Annotated in this window: 20 protein-coding genes; 5 read left to right on the top strand and 15 right to left on the bottom strand. The window is 39.7% G+C overall.

The window, feature by feature from the left end:
• Window positions 1-104: 104 nt before the first annotated feature.
• The 5 genes from ACZ439_RS09425 to ACZ439_RS09445 all read right to left on the bottom strand — a co-directional run bounded on the left by ACZ439_RS09425 (window position 105) and on the right by ACZ439_RS09445 (window position 2,513).
• Window positions 105-1,055 (bottom strand): helix-turn-helix transcriptional regulator, encoded by a 951-nt coding sequence (locus ACZ439_RS09425; protein ID WP_464620952.1) that lies wholly within the window; start codon window positions 1,053-1,055, stop codon window positions 105-107.
• A 130-nt stretch (window positions 1,056-1,185) separates the two neighbouring features.
• Window positions 1,186-1,773 carry a zeta toxin family protein gene (locus tag ACZ439_RS09430; RefSeq protein ID WP_054796034.1) on the bottom strand — a complete coding sequence of 196 codons (588 nt, stop codon included), beginning with the start codon at window positions 1,771-1,773 and terminating at the stop codon, window positions 1,186-1,188.
• Window positions 1,766-1,939 carry a hypothetical protein gene (locus ACZ439_RS09435; RefSeq protein WP_464620953.1) on the bottom strand — a complete coding sequence of 58 codons (174 nt, stop codon included), beginning with the start codon at window positions 1,937-1,939 and terminating at the stop codon, window positions 1,766-1,768. The genes ACZ439_RS09430 and ACZ439_RS09435 overlap by 8 nt, the downstream gene beginning before the upstream one ends.
• 82 nt (window positions 1,940-2,021) lie before the next feature.
• A complete protein-coding gene (locus tag ACZ439_RS09440; RefSeq protein WP_464620954.1) occupies window positions 2,022-2,213 on the bottom strand; it encodes a hypothetical protein in 192 nt (63 codons plus the stop codon).
• 123 nt (window positions 2,214-2,336) lie between these two features.
• Window positions 2,337-2,513 (bottom strand): helix-turn-helix domain-containing protein, encoded by a 177-nt coding sequence (locus ACZ439_RS09445; RefSeq protein ID WP_054796007.1) that lies wholly within the window; start codon window positions 2,511-2,513, stop codon window positions 2,337-2,339.
• 465 nt (window positions 2,514-2,978) lie between these two features.
• Here ACZ439_RS09445 and ACZ439_RS09450 point away from each other — a divergent pair, with 465 nt between their 5' ends.
• The 4 genes from ACZ439_RS09450 to ACZ439_RS09465 all read left to right on the top strand — a co-directional run bounded on the left by ACZ439_RS09450 (window position 2,979) and on the right by ACZ439_RS09465 (window position 7,493).
• Window positions 2,979-3,791: a hypothetical protein gene (locus tag ACZ439_RS09450; RefSeq protein ID WP_464620955.1), complete on the top strand. Its 813-nt coding sequence runs from the start codon at window positions 2,979-2,981 to the stop codon at window positions 3,789-3,791.
• A 135-nt stretch (window positions 3,792-3,926) separates the two neighbouring features.
• A complete protein-coding gene (locus tag ACZ439_RS09455; RefSeq protein WP_464620956.1) occupies window positions 3,927-5,450 on the top strand; it encodes a tyrosine-type recombinase/integrase in 1,524 nt (507 codons plus the stop codon).
• A gap of 2 nt (window positions 5,451-5,452) precedes the next feature.
• Window positions 5,453-6,556 carry a tyrosine-type recombinase/integrase gene (locus ACZ439_RS09460; protein ID WP_464620957.1) on the top strand — a complete coding sequence of 368 codons (1,104 nt, stop codon included), beginning with the start codon at window positions 5,453-5,455 and terminating at the stop codon, window positions 6,554-6,556.
• 13 nt (window positions 6,557-6,569) lie between these two features.
• Window positions 6,570-7,493, top strand: a complete 924-nt coding sequence (locus ACZ439_RS09465) for a tyrosine-type recombinase/integrase (RefSeq protein WP_464620958.1) — start codon at window positions 6,570-6,572, stop codon at window positions 7,491-7,493.
• A gap of 520 nt (window positions 7,494-8,013) precedes the next feature.
• Here the strand turns inward: ACZ439_RS09465 and ACZ439_RS09470 are convergent.
• The 4 genes from ACZ439_RS09470 to ACZ439_RS09485 all read right to left on the bottom strand — a co-directional run bounded on the left by ACZ439_RS09470 (window position 8,014) and on the right by ACZ439_RS09485 (window position 11,066).
• Window positions 8,014-8,847: an ETEC_3214 domain-containing protein gene (locus ACZ439_RS09470; protein WP_464620959.1), complete on the bottom strand. Its 834-nt coding sequence runs from the start codon at window positions 8,845-8,847 to the stop codon at window positions 8,014-8,016.
• Between the two features lie 586 nt (window positions 8,848-9,433).
• Window positions 9,434-10,255 (bottom strand): hypothetical protein, encoded by an 822-nt coding sequence (locus ACZ439_RS09475; protein ID WP_464620960.1) that lies wholly within the window; start codon window positions 10,253-10,255, stop codon window positions 9,434-9,436.
• Window positions 10,256-10,311: 56 nt separating this feature from the next.
• Window positions 10,312-10,656 carry a hypothetical protein gene (locus ACZ439_RS09480; RefSeq protein ID WP_464620961.1) on the bottom strand — a complete coding sequence of 115 codons (345 nt, stop codon included), beginning with the start codon at window positions 10,654-10,656 and terminating at the stop codon, window positions 10,312-10,314.
• A gap of 74 nt (window positions 10,657-10,730) precedes the next feature.
• A complete protein-coding gene (locus ACZ439_RS09485) occupies window positions 10,731-11,066 on the bottom strand; it encodes a hypothetical protein (protein ID WP_054796016.1) in 336 nt (111 codons plus the stop codon).
• 1,480 nt (window positions 11,067-12,546) lie between these two features.
• On the opposite strand from ACZ439_RS09485, the gene ACZ439_RS09490 reads away from it, so the two are divergent.
• Window positions 12,547-13,725: a site-specific integrase gene (locus ACZ439_RS09490; protein ID WP_464620962.1), complete on the top strand. Its 1,179-nt coding sequence runs from the start codon at window positions 12,547-12,549 to the stop codon at window positions 13,723-13,725.
• A gap of 154 nt (window positions 13,726-13,879) precedes the next feature.
• On the opposite strand, the gene ACZ439_RS09495 is transcribed toward ACZ439_RS09490, so the two are convergent.
• The 6 genes from ACZ439_RS09495 to ACZ439_RS09520 form a co-directional block, all read right to left on the bottom strand.
• Window positions 13,880-15,631 carry a recombinase family protein gene (locus ACZ439_RS09495; RefSeq protein ID WP_464620963.1) on the bottom strand — a complete coding sequence of 584 codons (1,752 nt, stop codon included), beginning with the start codon at window positions 15,629-15,631 and terminating at the stop codon, window positions 13,880-13,882.
• Window positions 15,632-16,779: 1,148 nt separating this feature from the next.
• Window positions 16,780-17,994 (bottom strand): IS256 family transposase, encoded by a 1,215-nt coding sequence (locus tag ACZ439_RS09500; RefSeq protein ID WP_127607660.1) that lies wholly within the window; start codon window positions 17,992-17,994, stop codon window positions 16,780-16,782.
• Between the two features lie 204 nt (window positions 17,995-18,198).
• Complete coding sequence (locus tag ACZ439_RS09505) at window positions 18,199-20,226, bottom strand: coiled-coil domain-containing protein (RefSeq protein WP_127608009.1); 2,028 nt, start codon at window positions 20,224-20,226, stop codon at window positions 18,199-18,201.
• Window positions 20,213-20,701: a hypothetical protein gene (locus tag ACZ439_RS09510; RefSeq protein ID WP_127608010.1), complete on the bottom strand. Its 489-nt coding sequence runs from the start codon at window positions 20,699-20,701 to the stop codon at window positions 20,213-20,215. Before ACZ439_RS09510 ends, ACZ439_RS09505 begins: the two co-directional genes overlap by 14 nt.
• A 9-nt stretch (window positions 20,702-20,710) precedes the next feature.
• Window positions 20,711-21,667: a hypothetical protein gene (locus ACZ439_RS09515; RefSeq protein ID WP_127608011.1), complete on the bottom strand. Its 957-nt coding sequence runs from the start codon at window positions 21,665-21,667 to the stop codon at window positions 20,711-20,713.
• Entirely contained in the window at window positions 21,664-21,876 is a 213-nt protein-coding gene (locus tag ACZ439_RS09520) for a hypothetical protein (protein ID WP_464620964.1), read from the bottom strand. Before ACZ439_RS09520 ends, ACZ439_RS09515 begins: the two co-directional genes overlap by 4 nt.
• Window positions 21,877-22,249 lie beyond the last annotated feature (373 nt).

Consider the following 22,249-nt stretch of genomic DNA (forward strand, 5'->3'; position numbering starts at 1 on the left):
CCTACATCTTAAGCTATTCCTTGGGCACCTATTTGTCAGCGAATAGATGTTCGCAATAAGAAACCCCGCTTCTTAGCGAAGCGAGGCCACTCTATAGGTTACTTTTATTGATACATCATGATCCACTGCGACAACTGCTGTTTTAGCGATTCCCGGACGGTTTTGGGTTCCAGAATTTCCGCCGACGGACCATACTGAAGGATCCATCTTAAAAACTCTTTTTCATTATTGACCGTGACTTCGAAAATAAGGCTGCCGTCCTTCTGGTCCTTCATTCGCGGTTGTACGAACAGTTCTTCTTCCTTAATGTAACGGGCGACTTCAGCATTGAACCGAACTTTGAACGTGACGTTCTTATCCCCACGATCAATGGACCACGTGTTCTTCAAGTATTTTTTGATATTGAAATCGCCTTTGTCGAACTGCTGCCCGGTAGGCTCAACCTGCTGAAAACGACTGATCCGAAAGGTCCGAATGTCCTGTGCTGAGTGGCAATACCCAATCATATAAAACCGCTGATCGCGTGGAACAAGATAATAAGGATCAATTTTGCGCTCCGTCGTTTCATTGCGATATTGCGTATGGTAGACGACGTCGATTGTTTTATGCTCCAAGATGGCTTGAATGATTGGCTGCAGAAAATTGGGGCTTTCTTGACGGTACGCAGGTGTACCCATTTGAATGACACCGACGATATCCTCAATGATATTATTTTGGCGCGATTTCTCCTTAAGATGAGTGCCCATTACCTTATCATATGCTGTATCGAAGCCAGGAGGCAGCTTGTCCTTGTCCAGCATGGAAGGGAGCAAAGAAAACACAAGAGCTTCCTGTTCGGTAAAGTTAAGAGGATACAGAAAGAACTTACCCATAAACCGATATCCGGTTCCCCTGCCCTCTCTGGAAACCGGAGCAATCAGTTCGAGTATATCCATATCTCTGTAAATAGTCCGGATGTTCACATCACATTTGAAAGCAAGATCTTTTGCCGAGATTCCAGGGTTCGCTTGTATTGCATTAATAATATTGAATATGCGAATGACTTTATCAATCATGACAATCCCCTCTATTTCCCATAATAGGTAACATCCATTTTTGATTATCGTATCATGGTTAGAGGAATCTATGAAGAAATACTTTAGTTAATATAACAAAAGAACAGCCTGAATTTCCTGACTGTTCTCTCTATGTCTGAAATCTCTGCTCAATGCGTTCACCCCATTGAGGAATAGAGTCCAAGCGATAAGTTATTGAACCGTTATCTGAACCCAGAATAATTTTGCCTTCTATATGGCTGTTGTCTATAACGATCAGATGGTCAATTAAGTGAAGATAAGAAAGCAAATTTCCAATTGAAGTATCATGTCGTCTGATAATATCCTCAGTAGGAATGTGATGCCCACCGTTTTTAACTCGAGCTGCTACCCGCTCGATATTCAGCCGATAGTCTCCCAAGCCAACATAAAACATAGTTACTTCGTATCCGCTTACCTTGGCATCTTGCATAAGACGGATGGCGTTGCCCCCGGCCAATGTTGTTTCAATTGAGAAGTTACGGCTGTTTTGAATGCAATCTCTGGCCAATTTTATGGCTTCTTTCCCAGCGGATACTTTTCGTCTCTCTGGATGATAAGAATCCATGCCTCGTGCCAATGCATCAGGATCAATGTTTATACTGAGCCCGAGCTGGTCAACAATCAGATTACGGATTGTACTTTTCCCGCTGCCATTGTTGCCGGCAAAAACGTACATGATTGGCATTGTATCACGCATGATAGGCATCACTTTGGGGTACAGGAACAATATTGCCGCCACTGTATTCCTTTACGATTTGGCCTTCGCTTGTTTTGTATACTATGTATGTTTCGTTGGCTTTGGCATCCAACTTAGCTCGATCGCCCGTAAGTTTGATCAACTTTTGGAGATCTTTGAAGTTCATTTAGCTCACCATCCCGTTACGCAAGTATTGGCTTTGATTCGATTATAACACATAAGAATTTTCCGGCTATTCTTAACGAACATCAATCAATGATTACATCTATTTGATTCCCATTTTCGGGTCTGTTGTACATTCGACATGTAATGAGTGCTTGCTTAATGCCAGCGATTTTTCCTTTCAGAAATTCGTCATTAGGTTCCAACTGAAGCTCCCGCAGTAATTCGGCTAAGTTTCGTTCAAAGTATTCAATCAAACCCTCAATATCCTTTTCCAAAAGGGAACACCTCTCCAAGATATCTTAATAGTTCCGGTAATTATTATATCAATTCATATTGATAACTAAAAACAGCAGGAAAGTCCTTTTATGGAGACTTTATCTGCTGTATTCTTGCTTCTATTAAACCGATAAGTGTGCTTTGCTTCTCATCCATTCCTCGATCATATCCATGCTAAATAAAATTCTTCTGCGCACCCTTATATGAGGAATCTGTTTCTCGCGTACCATCGCATAGATACTGTCAGTGGATACTTGCAGATAACTCGCGAGTTCATTTACGGTTATTATTTGTTTCATTCCGATCTCCTCCAGGTTAATTCTTTTAAATTGATTTATCCTTGAACTTATTGTAAAATTTGTATCAATTACAGGCTTGGCCTGAAGTGAGCATTAATGAGGAATCAACGTCCTATTATAAGTCTGCCCTTTTATCCCTTTTCGCCTTTTGGGATAGCATGGGGTTATAATCCTTTCATATTGAGAGACTAAGCTGCACTTTACATCTGTTGATGTGAAGTGCTTTTTTGTTTTGAAGTCGAGCCAATATTTTATGAACTCATCTTCAAAACATAAGTGTGCAACGATCTGGTTAAACAAGATACGAAATCTTACTCGGTCTTGGGCCCTCCTTTTCAGGAGGTTGGTTTAATGTTGACTAGAATGAGTATTCCCGCGGCCCGACTTTCTATAGGAAAACTTACTCAAGTAAGAATTTCTATTGATGGTCAAACAACGATGTATCATTGTCATTGGTGATCCATTATGAGTAAGAACGGTAATAATTTCTACCCGCTTTACAGGGCCGAACCACTTCAGCAAGCACAAAATTATATAAGCATCAAAGATCCTCAGAAAAAAGGCGAACTAAAGCGTTACTTAAAAGCAATGAAATATAAAGATATTTTGATCATCCAGAGTAATCGCAGCCTATGGGAGCAAATATTAAGAGATCCAGATCCAATCTTTAGACGACAACTCTGCACAATAACTTATAAAATAACTCAAGAACAAATTGCACACAACGTATCAGGTTCAACAAAAACTGGATTTTCGTTGATCAACCATACGCTGCGGCCGGACTATTTGATCACATTCATTCTAGCAATCATGTTTAATGTCCCGTGGCAAATTATCACTGAAAAAGAACCCGTCGAGAACTCATTTAAAGATTTTACGGAATATAATCTCGACGGGTCTGCAAAAAGGATCAGCGTTGAGGCACTTTATGAAGAGAAGGATCGTGTTGGTCGAAACATTGCTGGATACTTAATCACAGATGCTCAGCGCCTGCTTGAACAGGCTGGACCCCTAACGACAGGACGCTGGGTGACTACGTATCCGGAATTAGATTATTTTGAATTTCATTTACCACATGAACCCGTCCTTCATAAAGCCAAAAGAAAAGAAATCCTCAACACCTTTCCATTTGCTACGCATTTAGGGACAACTTACACACCATTACGATCAGAACGATCTTTATGGGTGATGGGACCAAAACCTGGGAAGCTTCAAGAATATCAACAAACTTTAATGGAATTAGATTTCCGGGATGAGACAGATATTCGTGAAATCTAAATCATATTTGAATCAGACCATCTTCCGATTCGGAGGATGGTTTTTCTTATACAAGTAAGAATTTTCAGGCACCAGATAATAATTGGCCACCCTGTTGATGTAGTGAAAAACTCATCTGCTGTGGGAGGAATCAGTATGGAAAAGGATATGAAAGCCCAACCCCCTTCACGTTTGGAAACCGAAGAAATAACAAAAGAATCTTTTCGGCAGAATGCTTCTTTAAACGAAAAGATTCTTCTTTGTGAAGGTATGTTTACTGATCTTCGTGACGATCATGATATTAGAAAATTAACCCGAGCGAGGATTGAGAGCATGCTTTACGCGGGTAATCTTAAACAATCGGAAGCACCGATCAACGTTCATATTGGACGACAGGGAATCAACCAGTGGATATGGGAAAACAATGTGATACCTGAAATTCCAACGAATGTTTTGAAGGAATATCTTAAGCAGAAGCTGACGTATGATGCCTTTGCTTTTTATAACGAGTACATCATGGTTCGAGAACTATCGCAAAAAATTGCTGCACATTTGAAGATACCTGTCAGTGATATTTTAGATAAGCACTTCACGGACAATGAGGTCTTGGCGTATTTATCATCATCATTTGCAACAACCGGCAGAAAGCAGAACCTAATGGCGTTTATTGTTCAGCACGCAAATCAATTTCTACAGACTACCTTGCAAGATACAGAAAAAAATAGCCTGCTCTTTACGCCATTGAAAACAAATAAAGGAAAACCAGTTCATCCGAAAATTGAAATGTATATGAAACAGTTAACAAAAGAGGGCAAATCTGATCATACCAAAGCAAGAGTCAAGACGCACATCAATTCTTTGTTGGTTTGGTTGGTTGGCAATATGAAGGATTTCGCAGCTTGCCAATCTCATACTGTTCCAGTCTTATCCATTACAGAGACCCATCTACAGGAATTTCGTTCCTATCTACTGAAGAAACAGCGAAATGGAGAGTATAGCCTCATTACCATTAGTGAATGTATCTATGCTATTAGAAGCTTCTTTTTATTTTTGAAAAAAACTTTCGGATTTCCAGACCCGGCAAAAAAAATTAAATCGATTAAAGCAGCTCGATATCGTTTCCGAAACTTACCTACTAATGAACAGGCCACTGTGTTTTTTAATGTTATTGAGGTATATTCCGAGTATCCACTTATGGAGCGGATCGCTTTTCAATTTATGCTTACACTTGGCTTGCGTTCTATGGAAGTCTCACAAGTATCGTGGAATGACATTAATATGGAAATCCGAACGATTTGTATTCATAGTAAAGGCGGAAAATATCACGAATTACCACTGTCGGGAGAACTCTATCGTGATTTAAAAATGTTCCATAGCGTTCCTTCAAAGTCTACATACTTATTTGGCGACGATCCAAAAAGAATTGTAAGGAAATTTCAAAACAACTATAAATTATACAGCCATATCGCTGGCTGGACATTCCCCGGCGGCTTACATTTATTTCGCCATTGTTTCGTAACGAATCTAGTTGGTCAAAATCCTCCACCACAAGTGATTCAAGTACTTTCGCGGGTTATTAAAATGGACACGGTTAGTTTATATACCCATCTAAATCAGATTTCAAATTGGCTTTCACAAGAAGTGAATAAGCTTGATTATTCATACCGAGGAGGTAAATGAGCATGCCTATTTATGATAAAGAATTCGAAATGGACCTCTTATTAGAGGACAAAATTAAAGAAATGGCCGAAGCATACGGTCCCCATAAATTTCTCCAAGCTTTAAATCAAATGGATTGGATTCCAAAATCGACAAACAACGAAAAAGCTCGTGAGCATGTAAAACTAAGTGATGCTGTCGAGTTCTATTTTTTGAGCGATTCATTTACTGAACTTGCGGAAAAATCACAAGTAGCTTATCGCTATGAAATGAATTGGTTTATCAAATTCTGCAATCAACATTTCGATCAAGACCCTGATTTCAAAACGATTTGTACCTCTCAACATTTAAGTGATTACTTGGCACCAGTGAAAAATAAAAATACTCGAAGCAAAAAGGCTGCCTTTTTGAGAAGCTTTTTGCGAACCATTCTTGAGCATTTTTATGAAGAGAAGATAGATAAACTAAAGCGGGTATTAAAGGTGGAGGTTGATAAACGACGTGTACCTCGTGCATTCACTAAAGAACAAATTGATGAGTTGATACTGCTGGCTAGATTAGGACGTGAATCTCATCGGAACTTTATTATACTGTGGACGTTTCTCGGGACCGGGATACGCCTCAGTGAGCTATGTTCTCTTCAAATTGGAGACATTAAACCGCAGACACAAGACATTTGCGTTCGTTCAAAGGGCGAAAAAGAATTTAAAACTCCATGTAAAATCACTAATTTTTCACTTGAACTGCTGTGTAAGTATGTAAATTTCAGGTATGGTGCCCTTAAGGAGTCACCCAATTATACTGAGCTATATGTATTCTCCGACGATAAGGGTATTACACCACTTCATGAGAGTACTATTCAAAAAATGTTTACCAATCTCATTGATGAGGCGTCAACTATTACTGATGATGACAAAAGAGTTTATCAGCTATCTGTTCACTCTCTCCGTCATTCGTTTGCCCTTTATTTGCTGGAATCTGGTGTAAATATATACACAATCCAAGAGTTACTTAGGCATAAGTGGCTCAGCTCAACATTGGTTTATCTTAAAATGTTCGATAGCATGCTTGTTAAAGTAATCAATCAACATCCATTAGGAAAGCTGAAAGTCAATGATTTTTTTTAAGGGGGTCCGATAGATGAACAACATTTTATTCGAATCCAAGTACTATAAATTTTGGTATGAGCATGTAGATCTTACAGCGAAAGAATATGTTGAACGCGACCTGCGAAAGTTTGAAAAGTATTTGCAATTGAGAGGATTTGAAGGCGAACTTGATTTCGACAAATTCCATGCCAGCCCAAAGCATCCCGGCTTATTTCGACCCATTCAGCAATACTTTATCGACCAATTTGTAGAATACCTTCGCGAAGATTATCAGGCAACGAAGAATGTTATGTACAATGCGATCAGTTCTTTAAAAAATTTCTTTAAATTCCTATATGACATGGAGTTGATTCAACTTAACCCAATGGAGGATTATCCCAATCCATATTATGACCGGCCGATCAAAAATACTGCTCTTTCAAAAGAGGAATGCCTTGCTCTTCTCGGTGCTGCCATAAAAAAAGATCCTTTCTTTCGTCAGGAATTCGTTTTAATCTGGTTCATGCTGATTACTGGGGTTAGGAATTCGGAAGTTAGATCCGTTTCTCGAACCAGTGTTAACCTGGACACCAGGATGGTAATGATAATAGAAGGGCAGAAAAATGATGCTCGTTCTACCAGTATTACAACTGCTCTATCAGAAGAGCTTAGACGGTATATAAATCATCCAAACTATATCGCTTGGACAGAGAAAGGTAATAACAAGCTGTTTTTTCGAAAAGAAAAACCATTAACCGATAAAGCGTTACGAGTACTTCTAAAGAATTTATGCCTCGAAGCAAATTTATCTCGGATCGTAACCCCTCATGATTTGAGGCGTACAGCTGGCTATCTCTTGCAATCAGTCGGGATGAATATGGTCGAAATTCAAAGACAACTTGGACATCAAATTCTATCTACAACATTACGTTACATCCCGCCATTGAATGATCTAGAGAAGATCCTAGCCCAGTAGGGATGATATTTCATGAAAATGCAGAATTAAGTATTTACCGAGAGCTGATTACTTGCAGCACAGAATAATGTTTGATTTGGTTGTTTTAGGTTAAACTATAGTTGTGACTAAGCGTGGTCACTGGGAACAAGCGATCTTCGAGAAGGCGGTTAAACCTTTACCTCGATTGGTCGCTTGTTTTTTATTACTGATATTTGTATTCTTTGATGTTTCATGTGTCAACTTAATGGAAAAAATGGTGATGCATAACTACTGGAGAAGATACGAAGAGCGTTTTTCTTCGGCATTACCGGGGGTATGAAGCGCAGTTATGGTCTTAATATGAATGTTCACGATTTTTCCAAGGTGATTGATGGAATTGAACATGGTGTAATAAATACAATCCCGATGAACCAGATCACATTTACGTTGGTCATTTTCGAAATCGATTGAGAAAACAAACATAGACCGTGCCAGGTAAAGCCGCATATACGAGCGCTGAGTGTTATTGAATTCGTATAATAAATGTCAGATCACTACATTAAGATGAATCTTTTGGAAATTCCCTTGCATCGAAATAATCGATACCAATCATACCGATAGAAAGAATCTCATAAAGAGAGTTATCATTGATTTCTCCAATAACTCCAAATGAGTTTGGGGAATATGTCTTCCTAAAATCGTGCAGTTTATTTTTTTCACGATTCTTGCTTCTTGATAACTCAGTAAAACTAAAAATGATACTTGATTGTTCGTCTGTAAGCTTTGTATATCCTGCTGGTGCATATCCAAAAACATAATCTTTATAGTATCCACGATTTCCGAAATTATCTAATTCAGTATAAGAAATGAACTTACTAGATGCATCAGCGGATACATTTTGGGGTTGATTAGGCTCTATTTCAGTTAGTGTTGCTCTGCCCAGCCTTAACTTTTCGTTTTTATTTGAAGAAGGCATGGGGAGTAATGGGTTAAAATTTTCATCTCGAGTCGTTACTGAGTAGAAGAGAATTTTGTTCGTACTCTTTTCTGATATTGTATAAAGAAAGTATAAGTCGCTAACATAGAGCCTCTCTGTATAATTAATAAATTGACTTTGTGTTCCCATTGGTCGGATTGTAGAGGGTTTGCCGAATAACTGATCGATATAGTCTGAACTTAGACCTGTGTTTACCTTTTGTAGTTTTTTATAAATTTCTTCATGTTTATTGAAATTTGAAACCGCCTTACTTCCTATTTCAAATACGTTTTTTCCAAAATCAAGAACATCACCTAAGCCTGCTAAGATCGTTATTATTGCACCGATCAATACAAAAATAGGCCATTTCTTCTTTTGATTGTACGATTTGAGAAGTAATTCTAATCTTGATTTCACCTAACTGTCCTCGCTTTTTGTTGGATGCTAAAAATGCCGTACTACCATCCCTGCATTTCGGCTTGGCCGCTTGTCTACAACTTTATTTCGTAGGTCTAGCACTTTATTTACTGCAACGTAATACACATGCTCAGGCACGCTGATAAAAAATTAAAGTAGTGCGATAACGTCTTGTAGGCATGATTGCATACTTGTCAATAAACTGTCCACTTGAGTACTATTTCCAGGGTATGCTCCGGCAGAATGTAAATAATGATTTCGGATTCTAGCAACAGATGCGTTATGAGTTCGTCTTAAAGATTCAGCTAAATGTCTTCCAGTTCTTCTTATACCATGATCTCGCAGTTGGTATAACGCACTCCCCATCCCGTTTGGAGCTAGCTGATGATCTTGAATAAGAACTGCTTTTAAACATGTATCCAACGCTCGGCAGGAATGAACAACTTGTAATAAATGACGATTTCTAAGATTACGGATCCTGCGCCCTTCATATACAGATTCAAACTCCCGATGTATGTCTACATACTCTGGGCAACGGCTGACAGGAGTACCAACCAAAAGTGCCTGCATTGCTGTAATTCTTCTTCTATGTCCACTCATTTATATTTCTCTTCACCCATTCTGATAGTTTTTCAACAACGTATGGTACAATATCATGCTCCACTGCGGGTAGAATTGCCCAACCTGCATACGCTGCGGCAATACAAGGCGAGGCAACCATCCCATCACTTCTACCTGTAATAGAATCACTTACAAAGAGGTTTGCTGCAATATTAGGATAGGGCACGCCACGATCTAATTTAAAGGTCTCTTGGAGAAGAGGAACGGAAAAATCTCTTAATTGTTCACGTAACGACTTCTTCCTCCTTATATTCTTTGAATGATATTCAGCGTAGTATACACTATCTTGATATACTTTCATTTCCTTATACTTAGTGGTTTCATTTAAGTTTGCAGGAGCATATCCAAAGGCATTTTCTTTCCAGTCCTCTGAGAGGAGATAACCAGCACGCTCGGAAACATAATGACGTATATTTTCAGGTACAATCCGAATGTTAGGACCTAAATCACTATCATGAAACAGGTACTCAAGATGTCTCAAATCATCCTTTTCATTTATAGTCGCATGAAAATGCTCATAAATTTTTGAAAATGTATAGCTCTCGTTGCCGTCTACCATCAGAATGCACTTGGTATGCGATGGTAGGACAAGTCTAGATAATGTAAGTCTAGCTAAAGTCTGTGCTTCATCACTCGGACGACTTATGAAAAAAGCGAATAATCTCCCCTCTCCGCCGATTAACAACTTCGGACCGTACAGTAAATTAGGTAAGTCCGGATCTATTGATGTTACGAAATTCCTTGGTACTCTTTCTATAATAAGATTTAAAAAGTTACGCATCGACACTTTTGCTTTTTTCCACCCTTCGTTGAGACTCAAAGTAAATCATATGTAGGATTTTTCTATAGAGATTTTATTAAATCATCTACCGCCGCATTCAACACATGCCAGCAAGTAGTACAAGTTGCTTCATCATAATTAGCTTTTGTCGTCACATGAGTATATGGATGGACTACATTCCGCGACTCGCGTAACGCATGGCCGAATTTACCCCTATCAATCTTGAGCCATCCGAGCTCAACAGCCACATCAATTAGGGTGTTTAAATTCCAGTTATGAATGGGAGCTTTGCCTCCCTCTTTCCTATTGGGAGCAGCCTTCGCCTGATATGAATCTGCTTGATTCAATAACGCGCGAGAAAGCAAGAGTGCTTCTAATATGCTCCCCATAATGATCACCGATGCCAAGTATGCCCTAGCATGCTGACACATTTGAGCCTCTAGCCAACGATCCTTAATAACTATATCCAAATCAGGCATGCTTATTGTAAGCTTGGAAATTTCGTCAGGTGCTTTAAATAGTTTTTTTTTTCCTTAATTGCGCCAGTATCCAGGAACCTGAGTGCGGTCTTAATATGATTCGCTAAAGCCTCCAACCGTACACGGCGACTATTAGCCTGGAAGTCAACATCATGTTCAAAAGCACTAATCAGGCTGTTCGTATCTCCAGGTAAACTACGGAGTACGTGCCCAGCTTCCTTTACTTTAGCGTCAACAGCACGAAGAGAGTCAAAATTTCCAGTAGCTGCTGACCCGTTGTAGGCCATTACCTCAGAAAGTATTTGTTCAAGCAACCTCTTAGACACTACTATATCCAATGCATTACCCCCGATAGTTAGTTGGCGGATTTATACAATATCAACCTTTTTACCTATCATACTCCAGATAATAGAATATAGAAAAGCAGAAAATTGGCCTCAGGTATGTTGGATAATGACTTTGTCTACACCGATATTGAAAACGGACTGCTCAAGCCGGCGCTCCGATCGAAACGAGTTCCAACCCGGAAGAGCCCGGAGCACGAGAACTTTAAGCTGCGCTATTCTCGGCCATCAGTCTACAAAGTTTAATACTTTCTTTTATCTACTTTATTTCATTCACCGACTTGCTCTAAAGACTAAAAGCTCCAATTTATCTTTTGTAGGCTTTCCATCTTTGAACTTTTGACTAATTACCAGCCTGCTCTGTTCCTTTTACGCTTTGTGTGGCTTGGTTATTTTTACCTTTCTTCTGGTGTTCTATAAACACACGTACCGCATTTTTGTAATGCTGTTTAATTCATTCCTTTCGATTTAATCCAACTTCATTAGCCAACTGCTTGGCGTATGCTTTAACGCATTCATGGGTTTCACGAAATCCTATGAGTTCAAGATCTGCCGGCACTTCACCTAATATGATAGGTGCCCCCTTGAAATTATAGAACGCTTCGATTTGTTTAATGCTGATATCTACTATGGATTTGTTGATCTCTAACCAAGCATGAAGGCCGTCTCTTCCAGGCCCATGTAGTAATATATCGTCGAGTTCCTCAAAGGTTATTCGGTAAAGACCTTGACCTTATTGATGTTGGTATGTTTGGAGTATCCAATACAGCACAACAGATAAGTAAATGCATAATCCGCCCTTGTTCTGATAGTTATTGACTTGTCTCATCAAGGTTTCATCCAGGTTAAGGACGTTCTGGTCCAAACGATCCGCAAGTTTATACAGATAACCCATATAAAACAAGCACATATACAATTCAGTTTGAATCTCTGCTGGAACTTTTACCCCGCGGAATAATACAAAGATGATTACTGTTGTATTCATAACCCGTCTTCCACTTTTCCTTAAAACCCACAATCATTTTTTCTGCGTTCCGATCCAGTTCCATATGTCCTCCCATACTACATTAGCCCAAACCTTTGTTCCTGTATTGTTTGGCAGAATATAGATTGATTCAACTCCATAACTGGCCAAGAAGCACTTGCATATGTGTGCGCATAGTACTTCAAAGGGATCGAATAGTATCCCAGTCTTCCTTCCGTCGTGAAGTTAGACGGATGATGGCTCCTTAGACGGAATCACCGGTCCTTCTATTAAACAAGAACCCCCATATTCTAATTTCTGCCGTAGCTGACGTTCCTTTTTGAAGTACATTCCCCTCTCGGACATACACATTCACCTAATGATGACGTTCATGTTAAGTGTATAAAGCCGAATGAGAATGAGACTTCTCTAGGGTCTCATTTTTTCATTAATGGACAATACTAAGTATTACCAAACTAAAATTCCTGATTATTGAGGTGATTTATTAAAATGGCCAATATTCAGAAACGAGGCGAAACTTCCTGGTTCTTGACAGTAAACCTGGGAAAAAACGCTAATGGCAAATATATTAGGCATACTAAGACCATTCATTGCCGGACAAAACGAGAAGCTGAAAGTGAATATGCGAAATTCCGGCAAGAAGTCGAAGCAGGTGAGTATATTGCACCTCAGAGGATGACATTCGGGGCCTTTGTTGAGGAATGGCGTAATAAATATGCCATAAAACATTTGGGATACAAAACATTGTATACTTATGACTCGAATCTAAAAACCCGAATTCTTCCGTACTTTCAGCATCTAAAGCTGGAAGAAATTAAACCTCTTCACATTGTGAACTTTCTTGACCAACTAGAAAAAGAAGGCAGCCGCGGGGATAATAAAACCGGAGGGTTAGCCTCTGGAACAATCGAAATTCAGCACCGCATCTTAAAAAACATACTCAAACGTGCAGTCGAATGGAGAATAATTAAGCGAAACCCAGTCAATGATGTGCAAAAACCGAAAGTTATTTCAAAGGAGCTTATCCCTTACGACGAAGCTGAAGTAGAACAGATGCTTCGAGCACTGCAACGTGAACCTTATCACTGGAGGATAATGATTACTTTAGCTCTTACAACTGGGTTACGACGGAGTGAGTTGCTTGGACTTGAATGGAAGCATCTTGATTTTAACACGGGCGTGTTAGATGTTTCACAGAGCATGATCCATGCTCTGAAAGGTGAAGTCATCGTGAAACAGCCTAAGACAAAGAAATCCATTCGTAAAGTTGCATTACCAAGCTCAATGCTTAAAGAGCTAAAAGAATATTACGACTACAGAATGCAAGAACGAAATGACATCGGGGATGCATGGCGCGGCGGCAATTGGTTTTTTATGTTTTCACATACAGATGGACAACCTTTCCATCATGAACGGCCCTATCTTTGGTTTCGACAGTTCGTTAAGAAAAACGGGTTTCGATACATTCGATTCCATGATCTTCGGCATACCTCGGCTACAATTCTGATTAATCAAGGTGTTCATGCCAAAATCATTTCAGAACGGTTAGGACACGGAAGCATTACTACAACAATGAATATTTACGGCCATGCGCTTCGAACTGCAGATCAAGCTGCTGCAGATAAATTCGAATCATTCTTTACATCTAAGGCTGCACAAGGACAATAATGAAGACGCCTAGGAATTTCCTGGCGTCTTCGGTTCATTTAGGCTAACTTCTGATCGATTTTTACATCAATTTTACATCAAGCCTAATTTCCGTCCTCTGTATTAATATCTTTTTGAATCTGTACCATATCGAAAAATCCAGTAAATATAAGGATTATATTATGCTGTACCATTCCTCACCAACAAAGCTACCGATTCTACGTGTGTTGTGCTGGGAATAGGAATGCACTTTCCCCCTTTCACTTCGCATGGACTTTTTTTGCTTATGCATCTTGCTTTGGATGCTGTTATGAAAGCCGGTTTTATAGACGAAGGTCAATTTGTACGGCTCGGGACTACCTTGATCGGGGTTCTCCCCAATAATCACTTTATCGACAATGCTTTCGAATACGTTCCGGTCGAATGCGGTCAGAAGCTCATTCGTTTGAAGCACTTTGCGAAAATGTTCAAGCCGTTTTCCCAAGTCAATTTCATCTTGCGCGGATTGCTCTAACTGTTCCTTTTCTTCGAGCAATTTAGTAAGCGAAGTATCGAGCTCCGCATACTTCTGTTCGTAAGTAGCCCTGTCTATTTTCTCATCCAGGCACAAATCAATCAGTTTGCAACGTTTTTGCTCCGTAGCCTGAATATCGCTGATAATTTTGTTCAGTCGCTTTTGATTATTCTGGTCGCTAAACACGGACTCCATTCTTTTCATAAGCTCGTCTAGCACATCCGAATTGTTGCGGCACACCAATTTGTACGATTCGACAAAAGCACCCTCAATCAGCTTTTCCTCCAAGGCTTTACTGAGAGAGCAGTATTTCTTCCCTTTTTTCGTGGCTGTCACACACTGCCAAATCACCTTTTCATGCGGGGTTCCGCTGTGCCAGTTCCGCCGCGAGAGATTGCTTCCGCAGAAAGCACATTCCAACTTGCTGCTGAAAGCAAATTTCCTGCTGTACTTGTCCCGCTTGCCTTTTGCGCCGCGGCGGCGATTCTCGCCTCTTCGATGCAATATGTCCTGCGCCTTTTCAAAAACTTCCTCGCTGACAATCGGCTCATGATGATTTTTGACATAAAACTGATCTTCCTCGCCGTAATTGTCCAATCTTCTCTTGGAAATGGGATCGACGGTAAATGTCTTTCCTTGCAACAAATCGCCTTTGTACTTCTCATTCTTTATGATACCAAGAACGGTTGTGTCCTGCCATTCGACTCTTCCGTACTTGGTTTTATGTCCCGCCTCAGTCAGTTCCTTTGCAATAACGTAAGCGCCGATTCCCGATGAGTATCTTTCAAAAATATAGCGGACGATTTCGGCTTCTTCTTGATTAACGGTTATCTGTTTCGTATTCACATCGTAATCGTATCCCAGACAACTTTGAAAGCCCACCAGTTCGCCGCGCTTCATTTTCATTTTCAAACCTTTTTTCACGTTGGCGGAGATATTCTCCACTTCCTGCTGCGCTACGGAGCTTAGAATGACAAGCAACAATTCGCCGTCCATCGTCAGCGTATTGATATTTTCGTCTTCAAAAAATACGGCGATGTTCTTTTCCTTCAACATTCGGACGTATTTCAACGTATCCAGCGTGTTTCTTGCAAACCTGGAGATAGACTTTGTGATGATCATATCAATTTTCCCATCCATACAATCGTTAATCATGCGCTGAAAATCCTCGCGCTTCGTTACCTGTGTCCCGGTTATGGCTTCGTCCGCATAAATATCGACAAGCATCCAGTCGCTGCGCTTGCTTACGAGATCGGTATAATATGCGACTTGCGATTTGTAGCTGTTCAATTGCTCCTCAGTGTCGGTACTTACGCGGGCATAAGGGGCGACGCGAAGAACATCCGATAACTTTCCGGCGTTGCGATCCGATATTTTCCGACTTGCTTTAATCACTTCCACTTCAAGAGCCATGGTGTTGTCCTCCATTCTTATTTACTCGCCATCAGTTTAATAAGAGATGGGCGAACCGACAAATGTGCGAATCAAGAAGTAAGGTCCGAAATGATGCCGTAATCCCGCATCGTTTTGTTCTTTATCAAATGAAATTCGTTTTCGGTAATCAAAGATAAAGCCAGTAACTGTCTTATCATAGCTATTTGCATGCTGTACCGGATGAGTTTATGGTTCATAATAACCTCCCATTAATCCATCAAAGCTGAAAATCAGAGATGCGCAACGAACATAACCGTATGTGCGCATCTCTGTTTTCGCCTCTGTTTTGGTTGCTTCTCTCAAATATCCTATCCGGCGGACAGTGGTTAGCCGTCCTCATAGGCTTCAAACCTCTTCCAGGATCGCTGCAAGCCGCCCCCATTGCGCTGAACTGTGGCTGGACGGAAGTATCATTATCCCTCCGCATGGGTCTTCGCCATAAATAGCACCACCATTTTTCATTGCATGGGCAAAATCGCTCGCAGTTTACCGCTTCTGATTTCAGGGCATGTAGAAACAAGAACCGGCAAAATGGTCATGGCGCGCCTGCAATCTGGCTTTCCTTTCAGGTCATGCGGGGAACGTACCGGATAAGATTTTATTCAGTTTTCAAGGATCAATGAGGGGTTGAATAGTGTCCCTCTAATATTCATTTCATTTTCAATGCAAAATCGGACCTTGGTTGCAAAACTATCGATCAGATCGGAGAGCGTTTTCTAAGAAAAAGGCGAGGGGGCTAAGGAAAACGAGACACGAGGATACGTTCTTTTGATGCCAGACGTGAAAGGGGTATTGCTACTCTGTCGAGATAAATAGGCACAGACTTTATTGGTTTAATGCATTACCGCCGTTCAGTAGCGTTAGACTCTTTACGCTGTGGTCGAGTCTGACTCACAAGCGCTTACGTTAATGGCGGTATTACGTCACCGACGAAGCACATAAGTTGTAAGTGCTGACAATTCTCGAGTCTGTCAAGAATTTTGTGTAAACTCGGTTATGCCAAAGTTTGGTGCCGGACTTGACATGGAGCCTCCAGCGGGCATGACTTTTCGCGATTGGGCGATACTGGAAAGTCGGTATCGCGTGGCTAACCAGCCTATCATGCCCGCCTCTCCATGTAAAGTCCTTTAGCGGACATGTACGCGGTCAGGGAAGTGCACCGTGAGTTGCAGCAAGATTTGTCCCCAGTTTTGAACACGACCTGTCCACTTGCGAAGAACGTCCATTGTCGCAAGATACAGCATCTTGAGCAGCGATTCATCGTTCGGAAAAATACTTTTTCCCTTTGTGACTTTACGAAGCTGGCGGTGGTAGCTTTCAATCATATTCGTCGTGTAGATTAATTTACGCAGTTCTGGCGAGTATTTAAAAAACGTTGCGAGTTCATCCCAATTGTTTCGCCATGAACGTATGATCAGTGGATATTGCTTGCCCCAAACCGCCTCAAATTGTTCCAATTCCTGCAAAGCAGCTTCCTCCGTTGGAGCGGTATAAATCGGGCGTAGCGCGGCAGTAACCTTCTTCAAATCTTTGTAGGATACGTATTTGATTGAATTGCGGATTTGATGGATGATACACTTCTGAATCTCTGTCTGCGGGTAGCATGCGGCAATGGCATCGCTAAATCCTTTCAGATTATCGACGCAGATGATGAGAATGTCTTGGACGCCACGATTCCTCAGATCGGTTAGAACACTCAGCCAGAACTTCGCGGACTCGTTCTCGCCAATCCAAATGCCTAGTACATCCTTGTAACCCTCTAAATCAATGCCTACGACCATGTAAGCGGCTTTGTTGATAATTTGCCCGTCCTGCTTCACTTTGAAGTGAATGGCGTCCATGAAGACGACGGAATAGACATTTTGTAAAGGGCGATTCTGCCATTCTTTGATAAGCGGCATAATTTTAGCCGTTACATTGGAAATGAGTGTTGGGGAGACGTCGATGCCGTACAACTGGTTTAGATGATCCTGGATATCTCTTGTGCTCATTCCTTTGGAGTACATGGATATGATCTGATCCTCGATGCCGGTGACCTGTGTCTGATGCTTCTTGACAACCATCGGTTCAAATTCGCCGAGTCGATCACGTGGGACTTCAATTTCGACCTCACCATACTCCGACGTTACTGTTTTCTTGCTATGTCCGTTGCGGCTATTGCGAGTCTCCTTATTCTTTATATCATGCTTGGCGTAGCCGAGTTCCGTTTCCAGTTCGGCTTCCAACATTTCCTGAAGTGTCTCCGCAAAGAGTTCCTTCAACGTTTTCTGTACGTCTTCGACGGTTTTCAAGTTATTGTCTTTGATGAATTGGCGCAGTTGATCTTTTGGTAGTAATTTCATGATGTGTTCTCCCTCAACCTTTCGTTAATCTCCATTGTAATAGATTTAGGTTTGAGAGTTTACACAAAATATTTTACAGTCCCCAATTCTCCTGAACAAGCTAAATCCCCGGAACGATTATTATAACGAGAACATTCAATCCCTCATTCATTCTGGTTTTGGATTGAACTTAGTTATAAATTCCCCGGGGATTCTAGATATTTGCTATTCGCTTTCTGATTCGAACTTTCGAAAAGCTTTATTGGGTACTCTAATTAAATTATAATCTTCCGAAGGTAATTTACTTATTGCTTGACGTGTATCGCTATCCTTTATCGTAATTCCAACAATGACCTGACTCTTTTTCAACTTGATAATACAATTAAAAAATTGCTCCATATCATTAATAACGATGCTATGCTGGGCAGGTTCGTCAAAGATTAATACTCCGGGGTGATTTCCTGCTTTTTCATTAGATGTTTGGAGTAATGCCAGTATAAAAGCCCATATCGCTCGTATATTATCACTTGCTGAAGAATCAAATTTCATATCGAATCCTTCAATTACGGGTAGATATGACTCTAAAGAGATATCTATTTGATTTAAGTTGAGAATACTTTTATAACCAAATTGCCTCAGATTGTTAATAAAATGATTTCTTAATGTCTTTATTTTTTCCTCATCCAAGTCCGTAAACTTTTTACTTGGCAATCCGGATTTTTCTGTTAGATATTGTTTCCAGTCATCCGATAGCTCTTTTAGTTTCAGTTTCTGGCTTGATAAAAAATCACACAATTTATTGAGATTGTTTATTTCGGAATCAAGTTGCAATCTCTTATAAACAATAGATTCTGACATATTATCGTTCGTCGAATAAAGATCGCTGCGTAACGATTTAGCTAAACTACGAAGCTTAAATAAGCTATTTTCCAATTGAGTTATTTTACCCTGCAATTTCTCTTTATTTTGTCTATGACTATTTCGGGCAAATTCTAGCATCTCTTTCTGTGCGTTCAAATGCCTAATGTTTTCATCAATACTCATGACCTGCATATGACTTGAATCTGGAATCAAAGTATCCTGAATAGCTTGACTACATACAGGACAAAGATCCTTCGAAGTAGCTAAATTCAATTCAGAACCGAGATCTCGAAGACGTGCAGCATCTTTATTATTTCTAATATCAGAATCGATTATTTCCAGATTACTAGCTAATCTTTCAATACTGCTATTTTCTGAAAGCAACATATCTCTATGTTTATGAAGCTCGCTTTCGAATTGGTCTATTGAATTTTCAGTCTCATTTAGTTCTTCTTGAATCTCATCAAAATTATCGATGATTTTGGGCTTCATAAGCCCCAATTCTTTATACTGCTCGTTAAGGTCTTCAATATATTCCTCTATACTGTCATTATCCTTACTAATAAGGATTTTTGAGAAATCATCCTCGGACAGCAACTTCGGGCTTGCTGGAAGCCCACTTATTGTACATGACTCCCTATTTGTATAAATGATTAATTCCTTTACAAGGGACTCCCATTTATGCTTAATGTTACTTTCCGATGTCCGAAGGTAATCCTTTTTCTTTTCATTTTCCAAAGTATCTAGGCGCAAAATAAATTCTAATACCCGTTTCTTGGACTCTCTAATTCCGAGAACAGGCATTCCTGATAAGAGATCCGCCCATCCGTGCTTCTGTTCAATAAACATCCCTGAGAAAATTAATTGCAAATATAACTTTCTAATTGCATCATCAGAAGCTGGTACTAACGGTAATTCAATATGTAAGAATGTTTCTAAGAAGCTATGAAATCCTTTTTTGTTAACTGCTGAATTGGGCATATGTACGTACATATCTTCGCACAATATATTGGGTTTTCCGATATCGTCTAATTCACTGTGACACACCGTAATCAGTTTACTATCTCTATTTTCCATCTTAGCTGCCCGGTAAATTGTAATCACGTCTTTACCATTTGAAATTTCCAAATATGCCCCTGACTCAAGTACTGGCCATACGCTTTCTCCTTCTTCAATAGAAGTTTTATACACTGATGTCAGGACTTTCTCACCGCGACCACCAATTATTTCTTCAAGACCAAGACAGTAATAAATTGCAGCTATTATTGAACTCTTTCCACAGGTGTTATCTTCACTTGCAATAAAATTCAGACCTTCAGTGAATTTATCGTCAGATCCAAACACACCGTTACTTGTCTTAATTTCAGTTTTCAATCTTCTAATTCTCAACATTGGAATACCTCCAAAGCGAAGTGAGGTTGTTAATTTTTTCTTCTGTTAGTTTATTTGACAAGGTGAATAAATACCGCTTTTCATTACTTAATAAATCTGTGTTTCTAATAATTTTCTTTACGTAGGCCTTACCCTTCTTTGTCAGACGAAATAAACCATTTTGTTGTTGAAAGAACAGTTCTTCAGCAAGTGCATACTTTACAGCATGGTTTACTGCTGGATCAAATCTCACTATAGTATAATTGGTTAGTCTATCGTTAGCGAAATCACTTAATTTCTCCATGTCATTGTTTGTACTAAGACCGATTGAAATCATATGCAACTTTAACAATGAACACCCTCCACGGCCACAGCACATTTCAAGAATTAAGCAAAGTTGTGCCAACTTATAACTAATTCTATAGTTGTACGGTACTGCATCGGGCTTCGCATCAAACAATATCTCATCCGCAATTAGAAAATTTTTCTCTAGCATTATCCCAGTTCACCTACTTCTAAACTGCATCGAACAATCAGCAAGCCACCCGCTAATAAGATCAATTTTTAATTCCATTACTGATGCAGTTGTAAGATATTTAAACTGTTGTTCTAGCTTATTCTGAAAATCATCGAGTATTTCGAAAAATAACTTAGAGTTAATTGAACTGTCTGTATTCATTTTAGTTTTTAGGGATACCTGCTTTTTATACGATTGCTCCAGCATGTAAATTTCTTCATAGACCTCAGGGTAAGAAACACGTAATATTCTTAGAATTTCAATGCCTTTAATGTAGGAATCTATGTAAGTATTAACAATATCATTGAAATCCTCATCAGACTCTTCAACATCTCCCATTACTGCTTTAACCTTTCTTTTAATATTGCCGGCTTTCTCAGAATCGCATTTCGACCAGTCGGGACTAGTAGTATGGTAAATTGCAAAGTTAAGTTGCATATCCGTCAATGTTGTTCGAATGATTTTAGATATTTCCACTTTAAAGTCTTCTGCTTGCTTAATGACTATTACAAAATCATCATCTATATAATCATAATTATTTGGTTCGGATTCTTTCTTCAGAAGCACTTCTTTACGTTTAGTCTCTGCATGTGTAACAATTCTTGAATCCCTGTACTGAGGAATTACAAAATGCCATTCTTTTATTTTGGGCACACCCAATTCCTTTAATCTTTTGGCATATTTGGGCGATATCAATTTGTTTATATCTGCTGTCATTTTATCTCTTAGATGATCGTGCAATTCATCATCAGAATACTCACGTTCAGGGCAATAACATTGATAAACCCTTCCATGACGTGTAAATCCCTCAATACCAGCATCACCTCCATGAACTGCTGGAATTTCGGTGAAGTGCTCATCTTGGTATTTCATCCTGTAACAAGAGGTAATTAGACTTTCCCAAGAATCACCGTTTAAAGGTCCTTCAATAAAATTTAAGATCATTTAACTGTACCACCTAATAACTTAATAGAGATAGAACTACTTTTATCTGCTTCTTGGCGCAAAACTTTTATATCAACCATAAATGTAGCGAGTGAGCAAGCGTAACGAATTTCTGCCAATTGAAAAATAGAAAATACTTTCACAACGATTACCTCTTTATCGAAAAAAAATAATCGTTCATTTACTCGAGGTAGGGTACCAGTACTCATAATATTAATCCTCCACATAGAACTGACAATGGCTGTCGTGCCAAAATACCGCCCGTTACCAGTCATATAAAGCAAGCTCGATCCGTAAAGAATTAACTGGAGAACAGTATAAAATAATTCCGACCTGTTTTGATAAAACAAATCGTCATGCATATAATTACATATGTTCATGAAGACCCACCTTTCGCTACTCCCGAAAGTTACCTATTTGACAAAAGGGGACTTTATTCCTTCTTTTTCGCAATAAACGCGCTTTCCACAGCCAAAGTTTATTGAAGCCAACACTTGATAACCGCCCGTGAACCAATTTTGTCCAGCAAGAAGATATATGCTTTATGGGGCACGCTAACGCGAATAAGGCTCAGAACTTGAG

This window comes from Paenibacillus sp. JCM 9796 (assembly GCF_055379675.1).